The organism is Halomonas sabkhae, from assembly GCF_030409265.1.
Taxonomy (GTDB): Bacteria; Pseudomonadota; Gammaproteobacteria; order Pseudomonadales; family Halomonadaceae; genus Halomonas; species Halomonas halmophila.
The window spans coordinates 1-16,987 of the sequence record NZ_JAUFPM010000021.1 but is presented as its reverse complement, the minus strand read 5'-3'; the positions used below and the strand labels follow the sequence as shown (position 1 = coordinate 16,987).

Annotated in this window: 14 protein-coding genes; 3 read left to right on the top strand and 11 right to left on the bottom strand. The window is 63.6% G+C overall.

What is annotated here, in order from left to right; all coding sequences use genetic code 11:
* Positions 1-4 precede the first annotated feature (4 nt).
* Together yddG and QWY79_RS13540 are read right to left on the bottom strand one after the other, a co-directional pair.
* A complete protein-coding gene (gene yddG / locus QWY79_RS13545) occupies positions 5-925 on the bottom strand; it encodes an aromatic amino acid exporter YddG (RefSeq protein WP_290273772.1) in 921 nt (306 codons plus the stop codon).
* Positions 926-996: 71 nt separating this feature from the next.
* Positions 997-1,674, bottom strand: coding sequence for a helix-turn-helix domain-containing protein (locus QWY79_RS13540; RefSeq protein ID WP_290273769.1), 678 nt, complete (start codon positions 1,672-1,674; stop codon positions 997-999).
* A gap of 160 nt (positions 1,675-1,834) precedes the next feature.
* Here QWY79_RS13540 and QWY79_RS13535 point away from each other — a divergent pair, with 160 nt between their 5' ends.
* A complete protein-coding gene (locus tag QWY79_RS13535) occupies positions 1,835-2,599 on the top strand; it encodes a sporulation protein (RefSeq protein ID WP_290273767.1) in 765 nt (254 codons plus the stop codon).
* 25 nt (positions 2,600-2,624) lie between these two features.
* Here QWY79_RS13535 and QWY79_RS13530 read toward each other — a convergent pair whose 3' ends face one another.
* The 5 genes from QWY79_RS13530 to QWY79_RS13510 form a co-directional block, all read right to left on the bottom strand.
* Positions 2,625-3,515: an SMP-30/gluconolactonase/LRE family protein gene (locus tag QWY79_RS13530; protein ID WP_290273765.1), complete on the bottom strand. Its 891-nt coding sequence runs from the start codon at positions 3,513-3,515 to the stop codon at positions 2,625-2,627.
* A gap of 139 nt (positions 3,516-3,654) precedes the next feature.
* The gene (araH, locus tag QWY79_RS13525; RefSeq protein ID WP_290273761.1) at positions 3,655-4,671 is read right to left on the bottom strand and encodes an L-arabinose ABC transporter permease AraH; all 1,017 of its coding nucleotides are present in this window, start codon (positions 4,669-4,671) and stop codon (positions 3,655-3,657) included.
* A 41-nt stretch (positions 4,672-4,712) separates the two neighbouring features.
* On the bottom strand, positions 4,713-6,260 hold the full coding sequence (araG, locus tag QWY79_RS13520; protein WP_290273758.1) for an L-arabinose ABC transporter ATP-binding protein AraG: 1,548 nt from the start codon (positions 6,258-6,260) through the stop codon (positions 4,713-4,715).
* Complete coding sequence (locus QWY79_RS13515) at positions 6,244-7,230, bottom strand: arabinose ABC transporter substrate-binding protein (RefSeq protein ID WP_290273755.1); 987 nt, start codon at positions 7,228-7,230, stop codon at positions 6,244-6,246. The genes araG and QWY79_RS13515 overlap by 17 nt, the downstream gene beginning before the upstream one ends.
* Before the next feature lie 345 nt (positions 7,231-7,575).
* Positions 7,576-8,856: an aldose epimerase family protein gene (locus tag QWY79_RS13510; RefSeq protein WP_290273753.1), complete on the bottom strand. Its 1,281-nt coding sequence runs from the start codon at positions 8,854-8,856 to the stop codon at positions 7,576-7,578.
* Between the two features lie 121 nt (positions 8,857-8,977).
* On the opposite strand from QWY79_RS13510, the gene QWY79_RS13505 reads away from it, so the two are divergent.
* Positions 8,978-9,970: a LysR substrate-binding domain-containing protein gene (locus tag QWY79_RS13505; protein ID WP_246053887.1), complete on the top strand. Its 993-nt coding sequence runs from the start codon at positions 8,978-8,980 to the stop codon at positions 9,968-9,970.
* On the opposite strand, the gene QWY79_RS13500 is transcribed toward QWY79_RS13505, so the two are convergent.
* From QWY79_RS13500 to QWY79_RS13485, 4 genes are all read right to left on the bottom strand, one after another.
* Positions 9,949-10,887, bottom strand: coding sequence for a Gfo/Idh/MocA family protein (locus QWY79_RS13500; protein WP_141320655.1), 939 nt, complete (start codon positions 10,885-10,887; stop codon positions 9,949-9,951). The two genes, QWY79_RS13505 and QWY79_RS13500, sit on opposite strands and share 22 nt — an antisense overlap.
* A 46-nt stretch (positions 10,888-10,933) precedes the next feature.
* The gene (locus tag QWY79_RS13495; RefSeq protein ID WP_290273742.1) at positions 10,934-12,733 is read right to left on the bottom strand and encodes an IlvD/Edd family dehydratase; all 1,800 of its coding nucleotides are present in this window, start codon (positions 12,731-12,733) and stop codon (positions 10,934-10,936) included.
* A gap of 65 nt (positions 12,734-12,798) precedes the next feature.
* A complete protein-coding gene (locus tag QWY79_RS13490) occupies positions 12,799-13,575 on the bottom strand; it encodes an SDR family oxidoreductase (protein ID WP_290273739.1) in 777 nt (258 codons plus the stop codon).
* A gap of 96 nt (positions 13,576-13,671) precedes the next feature.
* Entirely contained in the window at positions 13,672-15,429 is a 1,758-nt protein-coding gene (locus tag QWY79_RS13485; protein ID WP_290273737.1) for an IlvD/Edd family dehydratase, read from the bottom strand.
* A 296-nt stretch (positions 15,430-15,725) separates the two neighbouring features.
* Here QWY79_RS13485 and QWY79_RS13480 point away from each other — a divergent pair, with 296 nt between their 5' ends.
* On the top strand, positions 15,726-16,745 hold the full coding sequence (locus tag QWY79_RS13480) for a TRAP transporter substrate-binding protein (protein ID WP_290273735.1): 1,020 nt from the start codon (positions 15,726-15,728) through the stop codon (positions 16,743-16,745).
* Positions 16,746-16,987 lie beyond the last annotated feature (242 nt).

Below are 16,987 nucleotides of genomic sequence, written 5' to 3'. Positions count from 1 at the left end.
GCCCTCACGACCGATCAGCGGCGGCTTTCCCGCGCCCTCCAGTGCCACCCAGCATGCCGCTGCCGATCAGTGCGCCGCCGCAGATCAGCAACGCGGCGATCAGCAGGCTGGGGCTGGGCGTCGCCAGGTCAAAGGCGATCAACACCAGGGTCGAGCACAGCGGCGTGGCATAGGACAGCAGTCCCAGCAGGCGCACCTGGCCACGCTTCATGCCGATATCCCAGGTAAAGAAGGCACTGCCCACCGGCCCCAGCCCCAGGGCCAGAATGGCCCACAGATTGGCCCCTTGCGGCCAGCCCGCCGGCTCCCAGATCAGATGGCAGATCAGGGCGAGGATGGCCGCGCCCAGACAGTTCCAGGCCACCGCCGTGGTCGGAATGCGCGCCAGCAGGCGTGACGCCACCGAATAGCCGCTCCAGATGAAGGCCGCCAGCAGCGCCACCAGATAACCGAGCGTGTATTCCCCGGACCAGTCGAAGCCACCGGGGCCGACCAGCAAGGCCGCTCCGACAAAACCGCAGACGCCACCCACCAGATGAATGACACGCAGGCGCTCGCCGGGCAGGACCAGCCCCGCCAGAATGACGATCAACAATGGCCACAGGTAGCTGATCAAGCCGGCGCTGGCGGCGGGCGCATTCTGCTGGGCGATAAAGTAGAAGAGGTGGTAGCCGAACAGGCCGCCGACGCCGAGCAGCCAGCCCATGACCGGCTGCTGGAAGGCCGCCTTGAGCGCCGCCCCTTCACCACGCCACAGGAACATCAGCACCGCCAGAATGCCGGCGAAGCCGAAACACAGGGCCGTCAGCAGAAAAGGCGGCACCGGCCCGGCCCATTGCGTGAAGAGCGCCAGCGTGGCCCAGTTAACGACCGTGGTCGCGCCCCACAGGGTCGCCCGGCGTGATGCAGCACTTGCGGTGGTCATTGCGTGTCTCCTCGCCAGTTTGCCGAGGAGTATCCGACAGCCGGGGCATCAAGACTTGTCGATTTCGGCCATCAGCGCCGCGGCCCCTGCCGAAAGGCAGCCGGTGACTGACCCTGCCAGGCGCGAAACAGGCGACTGAATTGCGCCGCATCATGAAAGCCGCAATCCAGGGCAATCGCGGTCAGGGACGTGCGCTCTTCCAGCATGCGCCGGGTGGCCCGCCGGAGTCGCTGCTGTTGCAGCCAGCGCCAGGGGGTCAGGCCAGTGAGCGCCAGCAGACTGCGCCGCAGCTGTCGTTGCGAAAGATGCGTGATAGCGGCCAGCCGCGCCAGGTCCCAGGGCTCGGCCAGATCGGCTTCGACCATGCGCGTCAGGCGTGCCAGGTTCAGGCGCGGACCGACGAGCGCCGGCGCGCTGGTCAAGCTGGCCAGCAAGGCCTGATCGCCCCGGGTCTGGAGATCCGACAACGGCAGACGCAGAAAACGGATGCGTTCGAAACAGGCATCCAGCGTCGCATCCCCGGTGGCCAGGTCAAGCACTCGGCAACGGTTGGCGGCTTCGATGCCCAGATAATGATGGGTCGCCCCGGCCGGGATCACGCAGGCCCCACCGGGAACCACGGCCGCACCACGCCCCTCGATCTCGACATCGACGCGCCCGGCAAGCCCCACCAGCAACTGATGAAACCCGTGGGTATCGCTCAGGCATTCCAGGGGGTAGGACCGCTCTTCACCCCTTGCTTCCAGCATGATTTGCCCTCATCTATCCTGAGTACGGCACGACACTCGGCATGCGCCAACCGGCATACATGGGCGAGGCTATGTGCATCTCGTCATGCGCGCTCTGGCCCTGCTAGCCCCGTCATTCTGCCGTACGCAGCCAACTACCACCAACCTGCAGGAGCGCAGGATGTTCGATAAACTCATGGCCGCCGTGGGCATCGGCAATGCTCGCATCGATACCATGCTCGATACCGATACCGCCGAGGCCGGCAGCGTCCTCAAGGGGGAGATTCACATCGTCGGCGGCGAAGTCAGCCAGGAGCTGGACGCCCTGGTGCTGGATCTGGCCAGCGAGGCCATTCAAGAAGTCGACGACGAGAAGGTCAAGGTCCCCCACGCCTGGGCGACCCTGCGCCTCTCGGAACCCATGACCATTCAGCCGGGCGAGGAACGCACCCTGCCCTTCGAGATGACGCTACCCCTGCTGTCTCCGCTGTCTGTCGGACGCGAGCACCCCAGGACCTGGGTGGCGACTCGCGCCGATATCGCCATGGCGATCGACCCGCGCGACAAGGATCCGCTGCGCATCCTGCCCGGCGAGCTGCAACGCAATGTCTTCGAGGCCATGGATCAGCTCGGTTTCACCATGACCTCGGCACCGCTGGAGCTGTCGCGCAAGAACCCGGCGACCGGCTGCCTCCAGGAGTTCGAGTTCAAGCCCACCACCGGCAGCCGCTTCAGGCACCTGGACGAAGCCGAGATTGCCTTTCTGCCCTCCGCTCAGGACGGTGAGGGGCTGGACCTGCTGATTCAGCGCGATACGCGCGCCACCGGTCTGGGCTCGCTGCTCTCCGAAATGGCGGGGACCGACGAGCAGTTCACGCGGATTTCGCTGGCGGGCAACGAGACCACCGAGACGCTGCGTAAGCAGCTGGAAAGCGTGCTGACCTGATAGCGGCAGCGGGTTACCCGGCAGATCAACGCCGGGTCACGCGGGGCTCTTCCAGGCCCGGCGTGGATACCCGCAGCGACAGCAGACTGCCCGCCAGCGGATAACGCTGCAACGCCGCCTGGTCCATCTCCTGGCGGGCGGTGGTAATGAACAACGTCTTCAGGTCGGCGCCACCGAAGGCCACCATGGTCGGGTTCGGGCATGGCACCGGATACTCGGCCACCAGCTGGCCATCAGGGTCAAAGCGTGCGATGCGGGCACCACCGTATAGCGCGCTCCAATAGTGACCATCCTGATCGACCGCAGCGCCATCCGGCACACCGGGCAGATCATGCGCATCCAGGTCGACCCAGACTTCGCCCTCCCCCAGCTCGCCGCTCTCGGGATCGAAGGCATGGCGCAGCACCCGGCGTGACGGCGAATCGGTGTGATACAGCCACCGCGCATCCGGGCTGAACGCCAGGCCATTGGCGATCCGCAGCTCGCGCTTGGCCGCCACCAGCTGTCCTTCACGCCAGCAGTACAGCGAGGCACCGCCGTCCTCGGGGTTCAGGGTACCGACCCAGAAGCGCCCCGCCGGGTCGCAGCGGCCATCATTGAAGCGATTGCCTCCATCACCCGCCCATTCGGGATTGACCACGTTCGTCGGCCAGCGCTCTCCGGAGCGTGGGTCCAGCCAGACCAAAGCCGGCGCCTCGGCCACCAGGAGTCCCTGTTCACTCAGCGCCAGGCACCCCACGCTATGCGCGAAGTCATGCTGATGTGGCGCGGCTTCAGCGGGTGCCCAGGCATGAACCCGCCCCCGATTGATATCCACCCAGTAAAGCATTTGATCCGCCACCGACCAGACCGGGCTTTCCCCGAGATCCATATCGAGCTGCAGGGCGACTTCGACGCTATTCGACGCTCTTGTCATGGGGCCTCTCATCTGCCTTGTCAGATAATACAAAGGGTGCCGAAAGCAACCTAACAGACACGCACCGGGACGGGTAGCCTGTAGTGCGCGCCTGAAATCGCCCGGCGCGGCTGCCGAAGCACCATCTCGAGGGACCGCATCACGCCTTGCTGCGCCGCGTCTGCTTCCAGCGATCGAACATGACGGCGAGCAGCAGGATGGCGCCACGCACCAGGTACTGATAGAAGGTCGGCACGTTGAGCAGGCCCATGGCATTCTGCACACAGCCCATGATCATCACGCCGACCAGCACGCCGGTGATGGAGGCGATACCGCCGGACAGTGCCACCCCGCCCAGCACACAGGCCGAAATCACCGCCAGCTCCAGGCCCAGGGAAGTATTGGGATCGCCGAGCCCCATGCGCGAAGTCAACAGGACCCCAGCGATGCCGGCCACCACGCCCTGCAGGCCGAAGACGATGATCTTCAGGCGGCGCACGTTGACGCCGGCCAGGGCCGCCGCCTCCGCATTGCCGCCGGTCGCCAGAACATTGCGACCGAAGGAGGTCATGTTGAGCAGTACGCCGAAGACCACGAAACAGCCGATCATGGTCCATACCGGCAGAGTGAGGCCCAGGAAGGAAGCACTGCCCAGCTCGAAGAAGGCGGGCACGGTAATCATCACCGCATCACCGCCCGAGGTGATGTAGGCCAGGCCACGCACGAACTCCATGGCCGCCAGGGTGGCAATCAGGGAATTGATCCCGAACCTGGCCACCACGAAGCCATTGAAGGCACCGACTGCCCCGCCGGCGGCCACTCCGCCCAGTACGCCGATGACCACGCTGCCGGACGCACTGGTGACCACGGCCGCGACCACGCCGGCGAAGGCCACGATGGAGGCCACCGAAAGGTCCACCTCCCCCAGTGCCAGCACCATCATCATGGTGGTGGAAATCGTGCCGATCAGCGTCACCGACAACAGCAGGCCGACCATGTTGCGGCCGGTGAGGAAGTCGGGAATCATCACCGACAGGCCGATGAAGAGCACGGCAAAGATGGCAAACAGTCCCGACGTATCGAGCAACGTCCTCAGCGGCTTGGCCAGCCCCTGGCGCCCTGCGGGTGTCTCGGCTTGAACGTTATCCTGGCTCTGGGCCGTCTTTTGGGTTGTCATCGTTTTGTCTCTCTTGCGTTATGGTGCGATCTTCAAGCCACTCAGGCCGGCAGTGCCAGGCTCAGCAGACGTTCCGGGGTCGCCTCGTCGCGAGGCACGATATCGATCAGCTCGCCGTCACGCATGACGCCGATACGGTCACAGATGGCACTGACCTCGGCCAGATCACTAGAGATGACCACCACCCCCTTGTCATCCTCGGCGAGGTCATAAAGCAGGGAGTAGATGTCGCGCCTGGCCCCGACATCGATGCCGCGAGTCGGCTCGTCCATGACGAACAGCTCGATGCGCTCCGACAGCCAGCGGCCCAGAATCACCTTCTGCTGATTGCCGCCCGAGAGATTGCTGATGCGCGTCCGCGGACCGGGGGTCTTGATGCTCAGCTGCTGAATGTAATCCCGGGTGTTCGCCAGCTCCCGGGCCGGATCGCGGAAGCCGCCCAGGCGCTTGAAGAAACGTCGACAACTGATATTCAGGTTGTCGGTGACGCTGGCAATGGGAAAGATGCCCTGCGACTTGCGATCTTCCGGACACATGGCGATCCCGGCGCGGATGGCCTGGCCCGGCGTGGCGAAGCGACGTGCCTCGCCATCGATACTGACCTGCCCCTCGCTGGGCGAGGCCACACCGCACACCAGCCGCATCAACTCGCTGCGCCCGGCCCCGACCAGGCCGAACAGCCCGAAGACCTCGCCACGATGCACACTGAAGCTGACCGGTGCGCTGACGCCCGGCCCTTTCAGCCCGGCGACCTCCATCAGTACCTCGCCCCTGGGGCGCGCGCGGTAGCCGTAGACATCATCGATGTCCCGGCCCACCATCTCACTGACCAGGGTGTCGTGATCCAGGCCCTGCATGGTCGCGTGAGTGCGGATATGCCGACCGTCGCGAAAGACGGTCACCGCATCGCACATCTCGAAGACTTCTTCCATGCGATGGGTGACATAGAGCACGACCCGACCTTCATCACGCAGTCGCTTGACGATGCGCTTGAGCTGCCGTGTTTCCTGAACCGACAGCGAACTGGTGGGCTCATCGAAGGCAATGATCCTGGCATCACGCAACAGCGCCCGCCCGATCTCGATCATCTGCTGCTGGCCGATGGACAGCTCACGCACCTTGGTGGCCGGATGCACCGAGTTTTCGCCGAGCTCGGCGAGGATTTCGCGAGCACGCTGATAAAGCCGCCGCCGATCCAGCATGCCGTGGCGCTCCGGCAGTTGTCCCAGCAGCAGGTTCTCCGCCACCGAGAGGTTGGGCGACAGCGTCAGTTCCTGGTAGATGATGGCGATGCCCTCGGCCAGCGCCTGGCGCGCATTGGTGAAGACACGACGCTCGCCATTCAGCGAAAGGCCGCCCTGACTGACGCGATTCACGCCACTCAGCACCTTGAGCAGGGTCGACTTGCCCGCGCCATTCTCGCCCATCAGGGCGTGCACCTCGCCGGCTCTCGCCGAGAAGCTGACGCCATCCAGCGCCTTGACCCCGGGAAACTCGACCGTCACGTTGTCGACCTCGAGGTAGGCGTCGGCGTTGGCGCCGACGCTATCCTTTCCGGTTGTCTGAGCGCTATCAGAGACCGAGCTCATCGCGCACTTCCTCCCAGTTGTCACGCGTCATCAGGGTACCGGTGGTTTCAGTATTGGCCTTCGGCTTGTCGCCCTCGGTCACCCAGGTATAGAGGTTCTGTGCCGTCTGGCGACCATGCATGGTGGAGCTCACCGCCACGGTGCCGTGGAAGCCGGTCGGCTTTTCGCGGGAGAACTCGGCGAAGGCGGCGCCGGAGCCATTGATGCCGACCCCGATGACATCCTCGGCTGCCAGACCATATTGCTCGGAAGCGCGCACGCCACCCAGTACGCTCTCCTCGTTGAGGGCATAGATCACCCAGTGCTCATAGTCGCTGTTCTTGGACAGCACCGGCGAGGCTGCCGAGAAGGCGCTGGAAGTATCGGTGTTCTCCTGGGGGGCATCCAGGATGTTGCCCTCGGCAAAACCGCGTTCGAGCAGGGCATCGGTCGCGCCATCGGTGCGTTCCTTGGCCGTCGGCAGTTCATAGTTGGTGATGCGCAACGCTGCAACCTCTTCGGGATCCCAGCCACGCGCTTCCATTTCGTCGGCGATGGCATTGCCGACCTGCTGACCGATCTTGTAGCCCGACATGCCGAGGTGCGGCACGTCCTTCATGGGTTCCCCATCGGCATTGACGAAACGATCATCCACCGTCACTACCTTCATGCCGTACTGCTCGGCACGATTCATGATGGCAGGCCCCAGACGCACATCCGGCGGGCAGATGACGAAACCCTGGGCGCCCTGCGAGTGGAGGTTGTCGATGGCGCTCAGCACCTGCTGACCATCCTCACCGGCCAGGCGCACGACGTCGAATCCCTTCTTTTCCCCCAGTTGCGTGGCGGCGTCCTGTTCATTGATGAACCAGGCCTGCTCGGGTTTCTTGACGATGAAGCCCAGCTTGATGTCGTCCTGGGCCTGGGCCGCTGTCGGCAAGGCGAGGCAGGCACCAAGGGTGAGGGAAGCAAGGGTCGGAAAGCGAAGCATCAGGCGTCTCCTTTGCCCTGTACGGGCACTTGTTGTTGTGACGTTGGTAAAAGCAACTCCGGGCCATGACAGGCTTTTTCCGGATACATCAACCCTATGCATGTGCAACATAACCATCCAATGCTGCAATGGTCATAAAGTCATGCCTTTTTGTATATCAAATCAGCAAGAGAGTCCGGTCCATCAGGTGGTGCCGTGACCCGATGCCCTGACGGCCTGAGACTAAAGTGTGTCGAGACTTTGGCCGTATCGAGCCGCCCACCGGGAGATGGACGGCTCGTGGCTGGCAAGAGACCGCGCTTGGCGGGGTCGCTGCCCGGGCTATCGGGCAGGCTCAGCGAGGTATCAGTCGGCGCTAGAGTGCGTGGATGTCGTGGAGAACACGTAGCGCGTCCGGCTCTCGTACACCTCTCCGGGCTTCAGGATGGTGGAAGGAAAGCCATCCTGATTGGGGGAATCCGGAAAGTGCTGGGTTTCCAGCGCCAGGCCGAAACGGTGCCCGTAGCTGGTGCCCGACTTGCCTGTCAGGGAGCCATCGAGAAAATTGCCGGAATAGAACTGCAGCCCGGGCTCGGTGGTCTGCACTTCCATCACCCGCCCGCTGTTTTCGGCGACGACGCGAGCAGCGGTGGTCAGCTCGCCATCGGCGGAGCGATCCGCATTGAGCACGAAGTTGTGGTCATATCCCTGGCCGCGTGACAGCTGGGTATTCTCGCTGTCAATGCGCTCGCCGATGGCGGTCGCTTCACGGAAATCGAAGGGCGTTCCCGCCACGTCGCGCATTTCTCCGGTGGGAATCAGGCCTTCATCGACGGGGGTAAAGCGATCCGCATCGATCATCAGCCGATGACCGAGGATATCGTGGCCCTGCGCCTCTTGCCCGCTCACGCCATCCAGATTGAAATAGCTGTGCTGGGTCAGGTTGACCGGCGTGGCCGCATCGGCGGTGGCGCGATAGTCGATGGTCAAGGCGTTGTCGTCACTCAGCGTATAGCGCACCCGCGTCTGCAACTCCCCGGGATAACCCTGGTCACCATCGGCACTGGTCAATGTCAGGATGATCCCCACACCGCGCTCGTCCTCGACGGTTTCTGCCTGCCAGAGACGCCTGTCGAAGCCCGTGTCACCTCCATGCAGGTGGTTGTCGCCATCATTGGTCGGCAACCGGTAGGTCTTGCCATCCAGCGTGAAGCGTCCATCGGCAATACGGTTGCCATAGCGCCCGATCAGGGCCCCGAAGTAGGGATTGGCCTGGCGATACGCCGGTGACCGATAGTCATCCAGGCTGTTGAACCCCAGCACCACGTCCCCGACGTTGCCTTCGGCATCCGGCACCTTCAGCGCGACGATGGTTCCCCCGTAGGGCGTCACCGAGAAGCTCGCGCCCTCGGCATTGGTCAGGGTATACAGGGCCACTTCACGCCCATCCTCCAGACTGCCGAACATCTCCTGCTCGATACTGCGCTCTTGTTGCGACATATCCCCCTCGGTCGACTTCGTCTCATTGGCCAGTGCGACACCGGCCACCAGCGGTAGAACGGCCAGCAGCATCGCCTTACCGGCGCGATGCCCTGTCAGCCGCTGATCCGGTTGCGTAGTACACGTCTGCGCGTTGAATGTCAGCATTTGTTGTTGTCTCCTCTGGCGTGCCTTGCAGGTCAGCAAACGCCGGAAACATTAGACAGCAAAGGAGTTAACCGCTAATACTGTTTTGCTGACTCATCCATGCCAATCTGGTTATCGACACATGACACAACGCACGACCATGGGAACATTGCCCCCGGACTGGTTTCTCAAGGTCCGACTAAAGTTACGCCATCTGCAGTTGTTTCTGGCGCTGGACGACCACCGCAACCTGCATCGGGCTGCGGCCAGTCTCGCGATGAGCCAGCCTGCCGCCTCCAAGTTGCTGGGCGAGCTGGAAGGCCGACTGGGCGTGCAGTTGTTCGAGCGTCATTCGCGCGGCATCGAGCCCAACTGGTACGGCGAAGTGGCAGTGCGCCATGCCAGGCACATCCTCTCGTCACTGCAGCAGACCGGCGATGAACTGAACGCCCTGGGCGCCGGCAATGCCGGGGCCGTCTCGATCGGTACCGTCATGGCCCCGGCCGTGACCCTGATTTCACGGGCCCTGGAACGGGTCCATCAGCAATTGCCGAACCTCAAGGTCAGCGTCGATGTCGACGTCAGCCCGGTCCTGGTCCCGAGGCTTCTGGAGGGCGAATTCGACATGGTCATTTCGCGCATCCCTACCGATCAGGACCCGAGTCGCTTCGTCTTCGAGGAAATCGGGGAGGAAGCCATCAGCATCGTCTGTCGGCGTGATCACCCCCTGGCCCACAAGGCCTCGCCGAGCCTGGCCGAGATGGCTACCTATCCATGGTCACTGCAGCCACCCGGTGCCCTGATGCGCCAGCGTGTCGATCATTTGCTGATGTATCACAATGTCACGCCACCCGCGCGGATCATCAACACCTCGGACATCCTGGTGTCACTGGCCCTGGTCGCACGCTCCGACACCCTGACCGTGATCAGCCAGGATGTCGCCGAGCTGCTCTGCGACCCGGAACGCTTCCGCGTACTGCCCACCGAAGAAGCCCTGAGCGTCCAGCCCTATGGCCTGATCACGCTGCGCCAGCACCGGCTGTCGCCGGGCGCCGCCGCGCTGACCACGGTCCTGCGCGAGGTCATGGCCGAGCAGCCCCTGTCACGTGCCTCTCAGGCTCCGGACGCATCGTGAAATGCCGTGGTCGCCTGGCGGTGCCCCAGCATCATGGCATCCGCCACGTGGCGCAGCGGCACGACATCCACATCACGCCGGCCAGTGGCCAGCAGCGCCTGGAAGTGGGCATACAGCCCCGGATATTCACGCTCCGTCTCGTCGAGCACAACGTCCCCGTCCACTGACATGCGACATCCGCCGCCACTCAGTTCGAGGCGCCCCTGGTCGGTGGTCAGGGTCATGTTCCAGCAAGGCGGGTCCTCGTGACGGAAGTCGAAGTCCGCCTCCAGGGGCACCCCTCCACCATCACGCAGCTGCAGCTGGGCGGCAATCGGTGTCTGACAGTTCTCGGGCACCTCGAGCCTGGCCTGCTTGAGGAAAAACGACTGGTCCACCAGCCGGGTGACGATCGACAAGGCATTGATGCCCGGATCGAACACCCCCATGCCACCGGCTTCCCAGAGCCAGGCCTGCCCCGGATGCCAGACCCTGACATCCTCGTGCCAGGTGATCTCGATGGCGCTGATGCGACGCTCGCGCAACCATTCACGCGCGGGTTCGATGGCCGGTGCAAAGCGCGAATGCCAGGCCGCGAACAGCACGAGATCGCGCTGCTCGGCCAGCGCCTTGAGATCCTCGACCTCGGCCAGGGTGGCACCGGGCGGTTTTTCCAGCAGCACCGCCTTGCCTGCCTCGAGCGCCTGGCGGGCCAGTGCATGGCGCAGATGCGCTGGCGTACAGATCGCCACGGCGTCCAGTTCGGGCTCGGCGGCCAGCATGGCCTCCAGGGAGGCGTGGCCGGGAACCCCTTCCAGCCCGGCATGAGGATCGGCCACGGCGACCAGCTCCAGCCCCGGTGTAGCCTGAATGGCGGCGAGATGCTGGTCACGGACGATCTTGCCGGCCCCGACCAGCCCCAGACGAAATGACGACATGGAAGCTCCTGTTGGATGGTGAATCAGCCCAGGGTGGCGACCCCGTTCAATGATTATCCCTGGGCGGACTCCGGCGCGCCACATCCCGATAGGCCGTGGCGTCGCGCAGCGTCATGCCATCCGCCAGGGGTTCCACCAGGCTGCGCTGAATCTGCTGCCAGGGGGTCTGGTCAGCCGGATAGCCATAACCGCCCGCCGCCTCCAGCCGTTCGCGGCGCACCGCCAGTTCCGCGTCGTCGACCTGCAATCTGACTTCACAGCGCCCCAGGTCGACACGCAGACGATCGCCGCTCTGCAACAAGGCCAGCGGACCACCCGTGGCGGCTTCCGGCGAGGCATTGAGAATGGACGGCGAGCCCGAGGTGCCGGACTGACGGCCATCGCCCAGACACGGCAGCGACTCGATGCCCCGGCGAAGCAGCGCCGCCGGTGGCTGCATGTTGACCACCTCGGCACCGCCGGGATGGCCCACCGGGCCGGCGCCGCGCATCACCAGAATGGTGCGCTCATCGATCGCCAGCTCTGGGTCATCGATACGCGCGTGGTAATCCTCGGCACCATCGAAGACCACCACTCTGCCCTCGAAGGCATTCGGATCTTCTGCATCCTCCAGAAAACGCTCGCGAAAGTCGCGGGCGATCACGCTGGTCTTCATCAGTGCCGAGTCGAAGAGGTTGCCCTTGAGGTTGAGGAAGCCGGCATGTTCCACCAGAGGATTGGCATAACGGCATATCACGGCCTCGTCCCGAGTCATGCGGCCGCTCAGGTTATCGGCCAGGGTGGCGCCATTGGCGGTGACGACGTCGCCATGCAGGCGCCCTGCCTCCAGCAGCTCGTGCATCACGGCGGGCACCCCGCCCGCCCGGTGGAACTCCTCGCCCAGATAGGCGCCGGCCGGCATGACATTGGTCAGCAGCGGGATTTCGTGACCCAGTCGTTGCCAGTCATCGTTGTCGAACGCCACCCCGGCATGTCGGGCAATGGCATTGATGTGAACCGGCGCATTGGACGAGCCTCCCAGCGCCGAACAGGTCACCACGGCGTTCTCGAAAGCCTCGCGGGTCAGGATGTCGCTCGGCCGCAGGTCTTCCCAGACCATGTCCACGACCCGCTCGCCCGTGGCATAAGCCACCGCGCCGCGTTCCTTGTAGGGGCCGGGGATCATGGCCGAGCCCGGCAGGCTCATGCCCAGCGCCTCGGCCAGGGAATTCATGGTCGAGGCCGTCCCCATGGTGTTGCAGTGGCCGACCGAGGGGGCCGAATCGGCGATGCGCGAGAGAAATTCCGGGTAGTCGATTTCCCCGGCCGCCAGGCGCTTGCGCATCTCCCAGACGATGGTGCCCGAGCCGACGCGCTCGGCGCCGCGCCAGCCATTCAGCATGGGGCCGCCGGACAGCACGATGGCCGGGACATTCACCGTGGCCGCCGCCATCAGGCTGGCCGGTGTCGTCTTGTCGCAACCCGTGGTCAGCACCACCCCATCCAGCGGATAACCATGCAGCACTTCCACCAGGCCGAGATAGGCCAGGTTGCGATCCAGGGCCGCCGTCGGTCGACGCACATTCTCGTGAATGGGATGCAGCGGGAATTCGAACGGCACCCCGCCGGCGGCGCGAATGCCATCCTTGACCCGCTGCACCAGCTCGACATGGTGCCGATTGCACGGCGTCAGGTCGGAACCGGACTGGCAGATGCCGATGATCGGCCGACCACTGGTCAGTTCCTCCAGCGTGATGCCCTGGTTCATGTAGCGCTCGATACACAGCGCCGTGGTACCGGGATGGTCCGGATTATCGAACCAGTCGCGGGAGCGAAGCTGATCGGATGTGATCTTGTGACTCGTCATACCAGACCTCGTCGCTACTGGCTCGGCCAGCAGATTGATGAACCACTACAATGCTCGCGATCTTGTCATGCATCGTGGTAGACAACACTTCGCCCCCCATCAATGGTCAGACAGGTGGCGTTGATGAAGGGGGCTTCGTCTGACGCCAGAAACACCACGGACATGGCAACTTCTTCGGGCCGCCCCAACCTGCCGGGCGGCAATATGGCTTCGATTCGTGCCTTGGCGCCAACGGGATCCTCGAAACTCCGCCAATGCGCCTCCACCGCCGGGGTGGCAATATAGCCTGGCGCAATGGCGTTAACACGCACCCCCTGGCCTGCATATTCGACGCCCAGCGCGCGAGTCATGCCAATCAGACCATGTTTGGCAACTGGATACGGAAAACAGCCGGGAATGATGGAAAAAGCATGTGTGGAAGCGATGTTGATGATCGAACCATCGCCATTTGCCAGCATGTCGGGAAGCACCGTACGACTGCATGTCCAGGCTCCTTCAAGGTCTACCCTGAGACACTGCTCCCAGGCTGCATCAGGCATTTGCAGCGGAGCATGAAATACATTCACCCCCGCATTATTGACCAATGTCGTCAACGGCCCCCACGCCTCACGAGCCCGTGACACGGCAGCTTCCAGCGCTTGCCGATCCGTGATGTCGCCGAGCTCAGCCAGCACATCATGGCCATGATCGCGCAATGCATCCGCCAACTGGCCCAGTGCCTCAGCTTCCCTGTCGTACAACAGAACGGCGGCACCCTCACGGACACATGCCTCGGCAATGGCTCGGCCAATGCCATGGGCGGCCCCCGTTATCATGATGCGCTTGTTCGACAACCGCCCCATTGAACCCTCTTCCCGGTCAGCCTAGCGACAATCCTCACGCGATATGTCACCGGAAGCTCGGGACATATCAGTGTCAAAATGCGTCTCAACCGCTGATCAATGCGAATGGCGCGGCACCTCGGCACCCCGGCAGCCGACCAGAAAGTCGAAGTCACAGCCCTCGTCCGCCTGCAGCACATGCTCGATGTAAAGCTGGCGATAGCCGCCGCTACTGGCGATCCGGCGCGAGGCCTGGGTGGGGTCGTGGGCGGCCAGGCGGGCCTGGAGCTCGGCGTCCTCGATGTCCAGATGCAGCTTGCCGGCGTAGGCATCCAGCTCGATCCAGTCGCCATCTTGAACGGCGGCCAGCGGACCACCCGCCGCGGCCTCGGGCGCCACATGCAACACCACGGTGCCATAGGCGGTACCGCTCATGCGGGCATCCGAGAGGCGCACCATGTCGGTGACACCCTGCTCGAGCAGCTTGGCCGGCAGCCCCATGTTGCCCACTTCGGCCATGCCGTGATAGCCGCGCGGCCCACAGTGCTTCATGACCAGTACACTGTCGGCATCGACGTCCAGATCCGGATCATTGATGCGCGCCTTGTAGTCGTCGAAGTCCTCGAAGACCACGGCACGACCACGATGTTTCATAAGCTCGGGACTGGCCGCCGATGGCTTGAGTACCGCGCCCTTGGGTGCCAGGTTGCCGTGCAACACGCACATGCCACCGTCCTCGACCAGCGGCTTGTCCAGTGGCCGGATGACCTCCTCGTTGTAGAGCGGTGCATCGGCGACGTTTTCCCACAATGTCCTGCCGTTGACGGTCAGGGCGTCCTTGTGGGGCAGTCGGTCGTTCTCACCGAGGCGGCGCAGCACCGCAGGCAGGCCGCCGGCATAGTAGAACTCTTCCATCAGGAAGCGCCCGGACGGCTGGAGATCGACCAGCGTCGGCGTACCGCGGCCGATACGAGTCCAGTCATCCAGGGCCAGATCCACGCCCATGCGTCCGGCGATGGCCTTGAGGTGAATGACCGCATTGGTCGAGCCACCGATCGCCGCATTGGTCCGAATGGCATTCTCGAAGGCGCCGCGGGTGAGGATCTTCGACAGCCGCATGTCTTCATTGACCATGTCGACGATGCGGTTGCCCGACAGGTGGGCGAGCACATAACGACGCGAGTCCACCGCCGGAATCGCCGCATTGTGGGGCAGCGAGACGCCCAGTGACTCCGCCATGCAGGCCATGGTCGAAGCGGTGCCCATGGTGTTGCAGGTACCCGCGGAGCGTGACATGCCGGCCTCGGCCGCCATGAAATCATGCATCGAGATCTTGCCGGCCTTGACCTCTTCGGAGAGACGCCAGACCACCGTGCCGGAACCGATATCACGCCCTTCCTGCTTACCGTTGAGCATCGGCCCGCCGGTCACGACGATGGTCGGCACATCACAGCTCGCCGCCCCCATGAGCAGGGCCGGCGTGGTCTTGTCGCAACCGACCAGCAGCACCACCGCATCGATGGGGTTGCCGCGAATGGCCTCTTCCACATCCATGCTCGCCAGATTGCGCGTGAACATGGCGGTAGGACGCAGATTCGACTCGCCGTTGGAGAAGACCGGAAACTCCACCGGATAGCCCCCGGCCTCGAGCACCCCCTGCTTCACATGATCGGCTATCTTGCGAAAGTGAGCGTTGCATGGCGTCAGCTCGGACCAGGTGTTGCAGATGCCGATGATCGGCTTGCCCTGAAACTCATGATCGGGGATGCCCTGATTCTTCATCCAGCTGCGGTACATGAAGCCATTCTTGTCGGCCGTGCCGAACCATTGGGCACTACGCAGTGCCGGCTTGCCTGATGTCTCGGATGAGGCCATAGCGGTAACTCCTCGCGGCATTTCGGGGCGATGGGCCTAGCCATCGATGTGTGTCCAGAAGCCTACGACGAGATCCAGGACAAGTACACACATACGAAAGTATATGTTGAACATATTTACTATATGAGCAACATTTCTCCCTGCCCGGTCACGATAAACCACGAGATCGGGACGGCCCGACTTGCATCAACGGCCTTCCCGCGTGGGACCGAAGAGGCACCCGTCAATCCAGGGCTGTGCCGACACATCGACAACAAACACTATTGACTCGAGCAACACGCCGAACGGAGAGCATCATGTCCCATCTATCCCCGAAACTGCTGCTGGGCGCTTCCGCTCTGCTGCTGAGCGTAACCGGCGCACATGCCGCCGAGTACGAATGGACGTTTCAAGCTTCGGAAACGGCTGGCGAACCCAGCTTCAAGGTCAAGCAGGAATGGGCCGATCGCATCAGCACCATGACCGATGGTCGCGTCGAGATCGAACTGCTGCCCATCAATGCCGTCGTCGGTCCGACCGAGACCCTGTCGGCCGTGAGTTCCGGCATCCTCCAGGGCCACATGACCGACCCGAGTTATTTCTCCGGCCAGAACCCGGCCTTCGGCATGCTGGGCAATCTGGTCGGGGCCTGGAACGACCCCTACGACTTCCTGGAATTCATGAAACAGGGTGGTGGTGAAGACCTCTACAACGAGCTGTCCGAACCCTATGGCAGCCACCTGATCAGCGCCGCCACCTTCCCGCTGGAGTCGGTGCCCTCCACCGTGCCCATCAAGAGCCTGGACGACTTCGAAGGTCTGAAGATTCGTGCTCCCCAGGGCATGGTCTACAACATCTTCGAGCGCATCGGTGCCACACCGGTCAACCTGCCCGGCTCGGAGGTCTACACCGGCCTGGAAAAAGGCGTGATCGATGCCGCGGATTCCACGGTACTGTCGAACAACGACGCCCAGGGGCTCCACGCCTTCGCGCCCCATCCGCTGTATCCGGGCTTCCACTCCATGCCCATGATCGCCGTTTCCATCAACAAGGACATCTGGGATGACCTGCCGGCGGGGCTGCAGACCACGCTCGAAACCGCCTTCGATGCCATGGCCTATGACCTGATCGCCAAGCTCAAGGAACAGGACATCGAGACACTGGCCAAGCTGCGCGAGAATCCCGACGTCCATCCGTTCGATCTGCCGGCCGAAGAACGCAAGAAGTTCCGTCAGGCCGCCGAGAAAGAGTGGAAAGAGTGGGCCGGGCGTAACGAGATGACCCAGAAGGTCTACGACGCCGCCACCAGCTTCCTCGAGGCACGCGGGCAGCTCTGAGACACCCCGACGCCGCCGACCACCCGGTTCACGGCCGGGTGGTCGAGTGCGTGCTGAGGGCTTGCCTGTTCCTGTCACTTCACTTGTCCGACTCGCTCGGCACGGAGTCACGATGTCCGCTAAGCAAGACAATGCTGGCGATCCGGTTCGCAATGCCTTCGACCGCGGCGTGGTGGCCTGCGGTCGTGTGGCCGCCTGGCTGGTGTTCATCGCCATGGTCATCAGCGTCTATGAAGTCATCA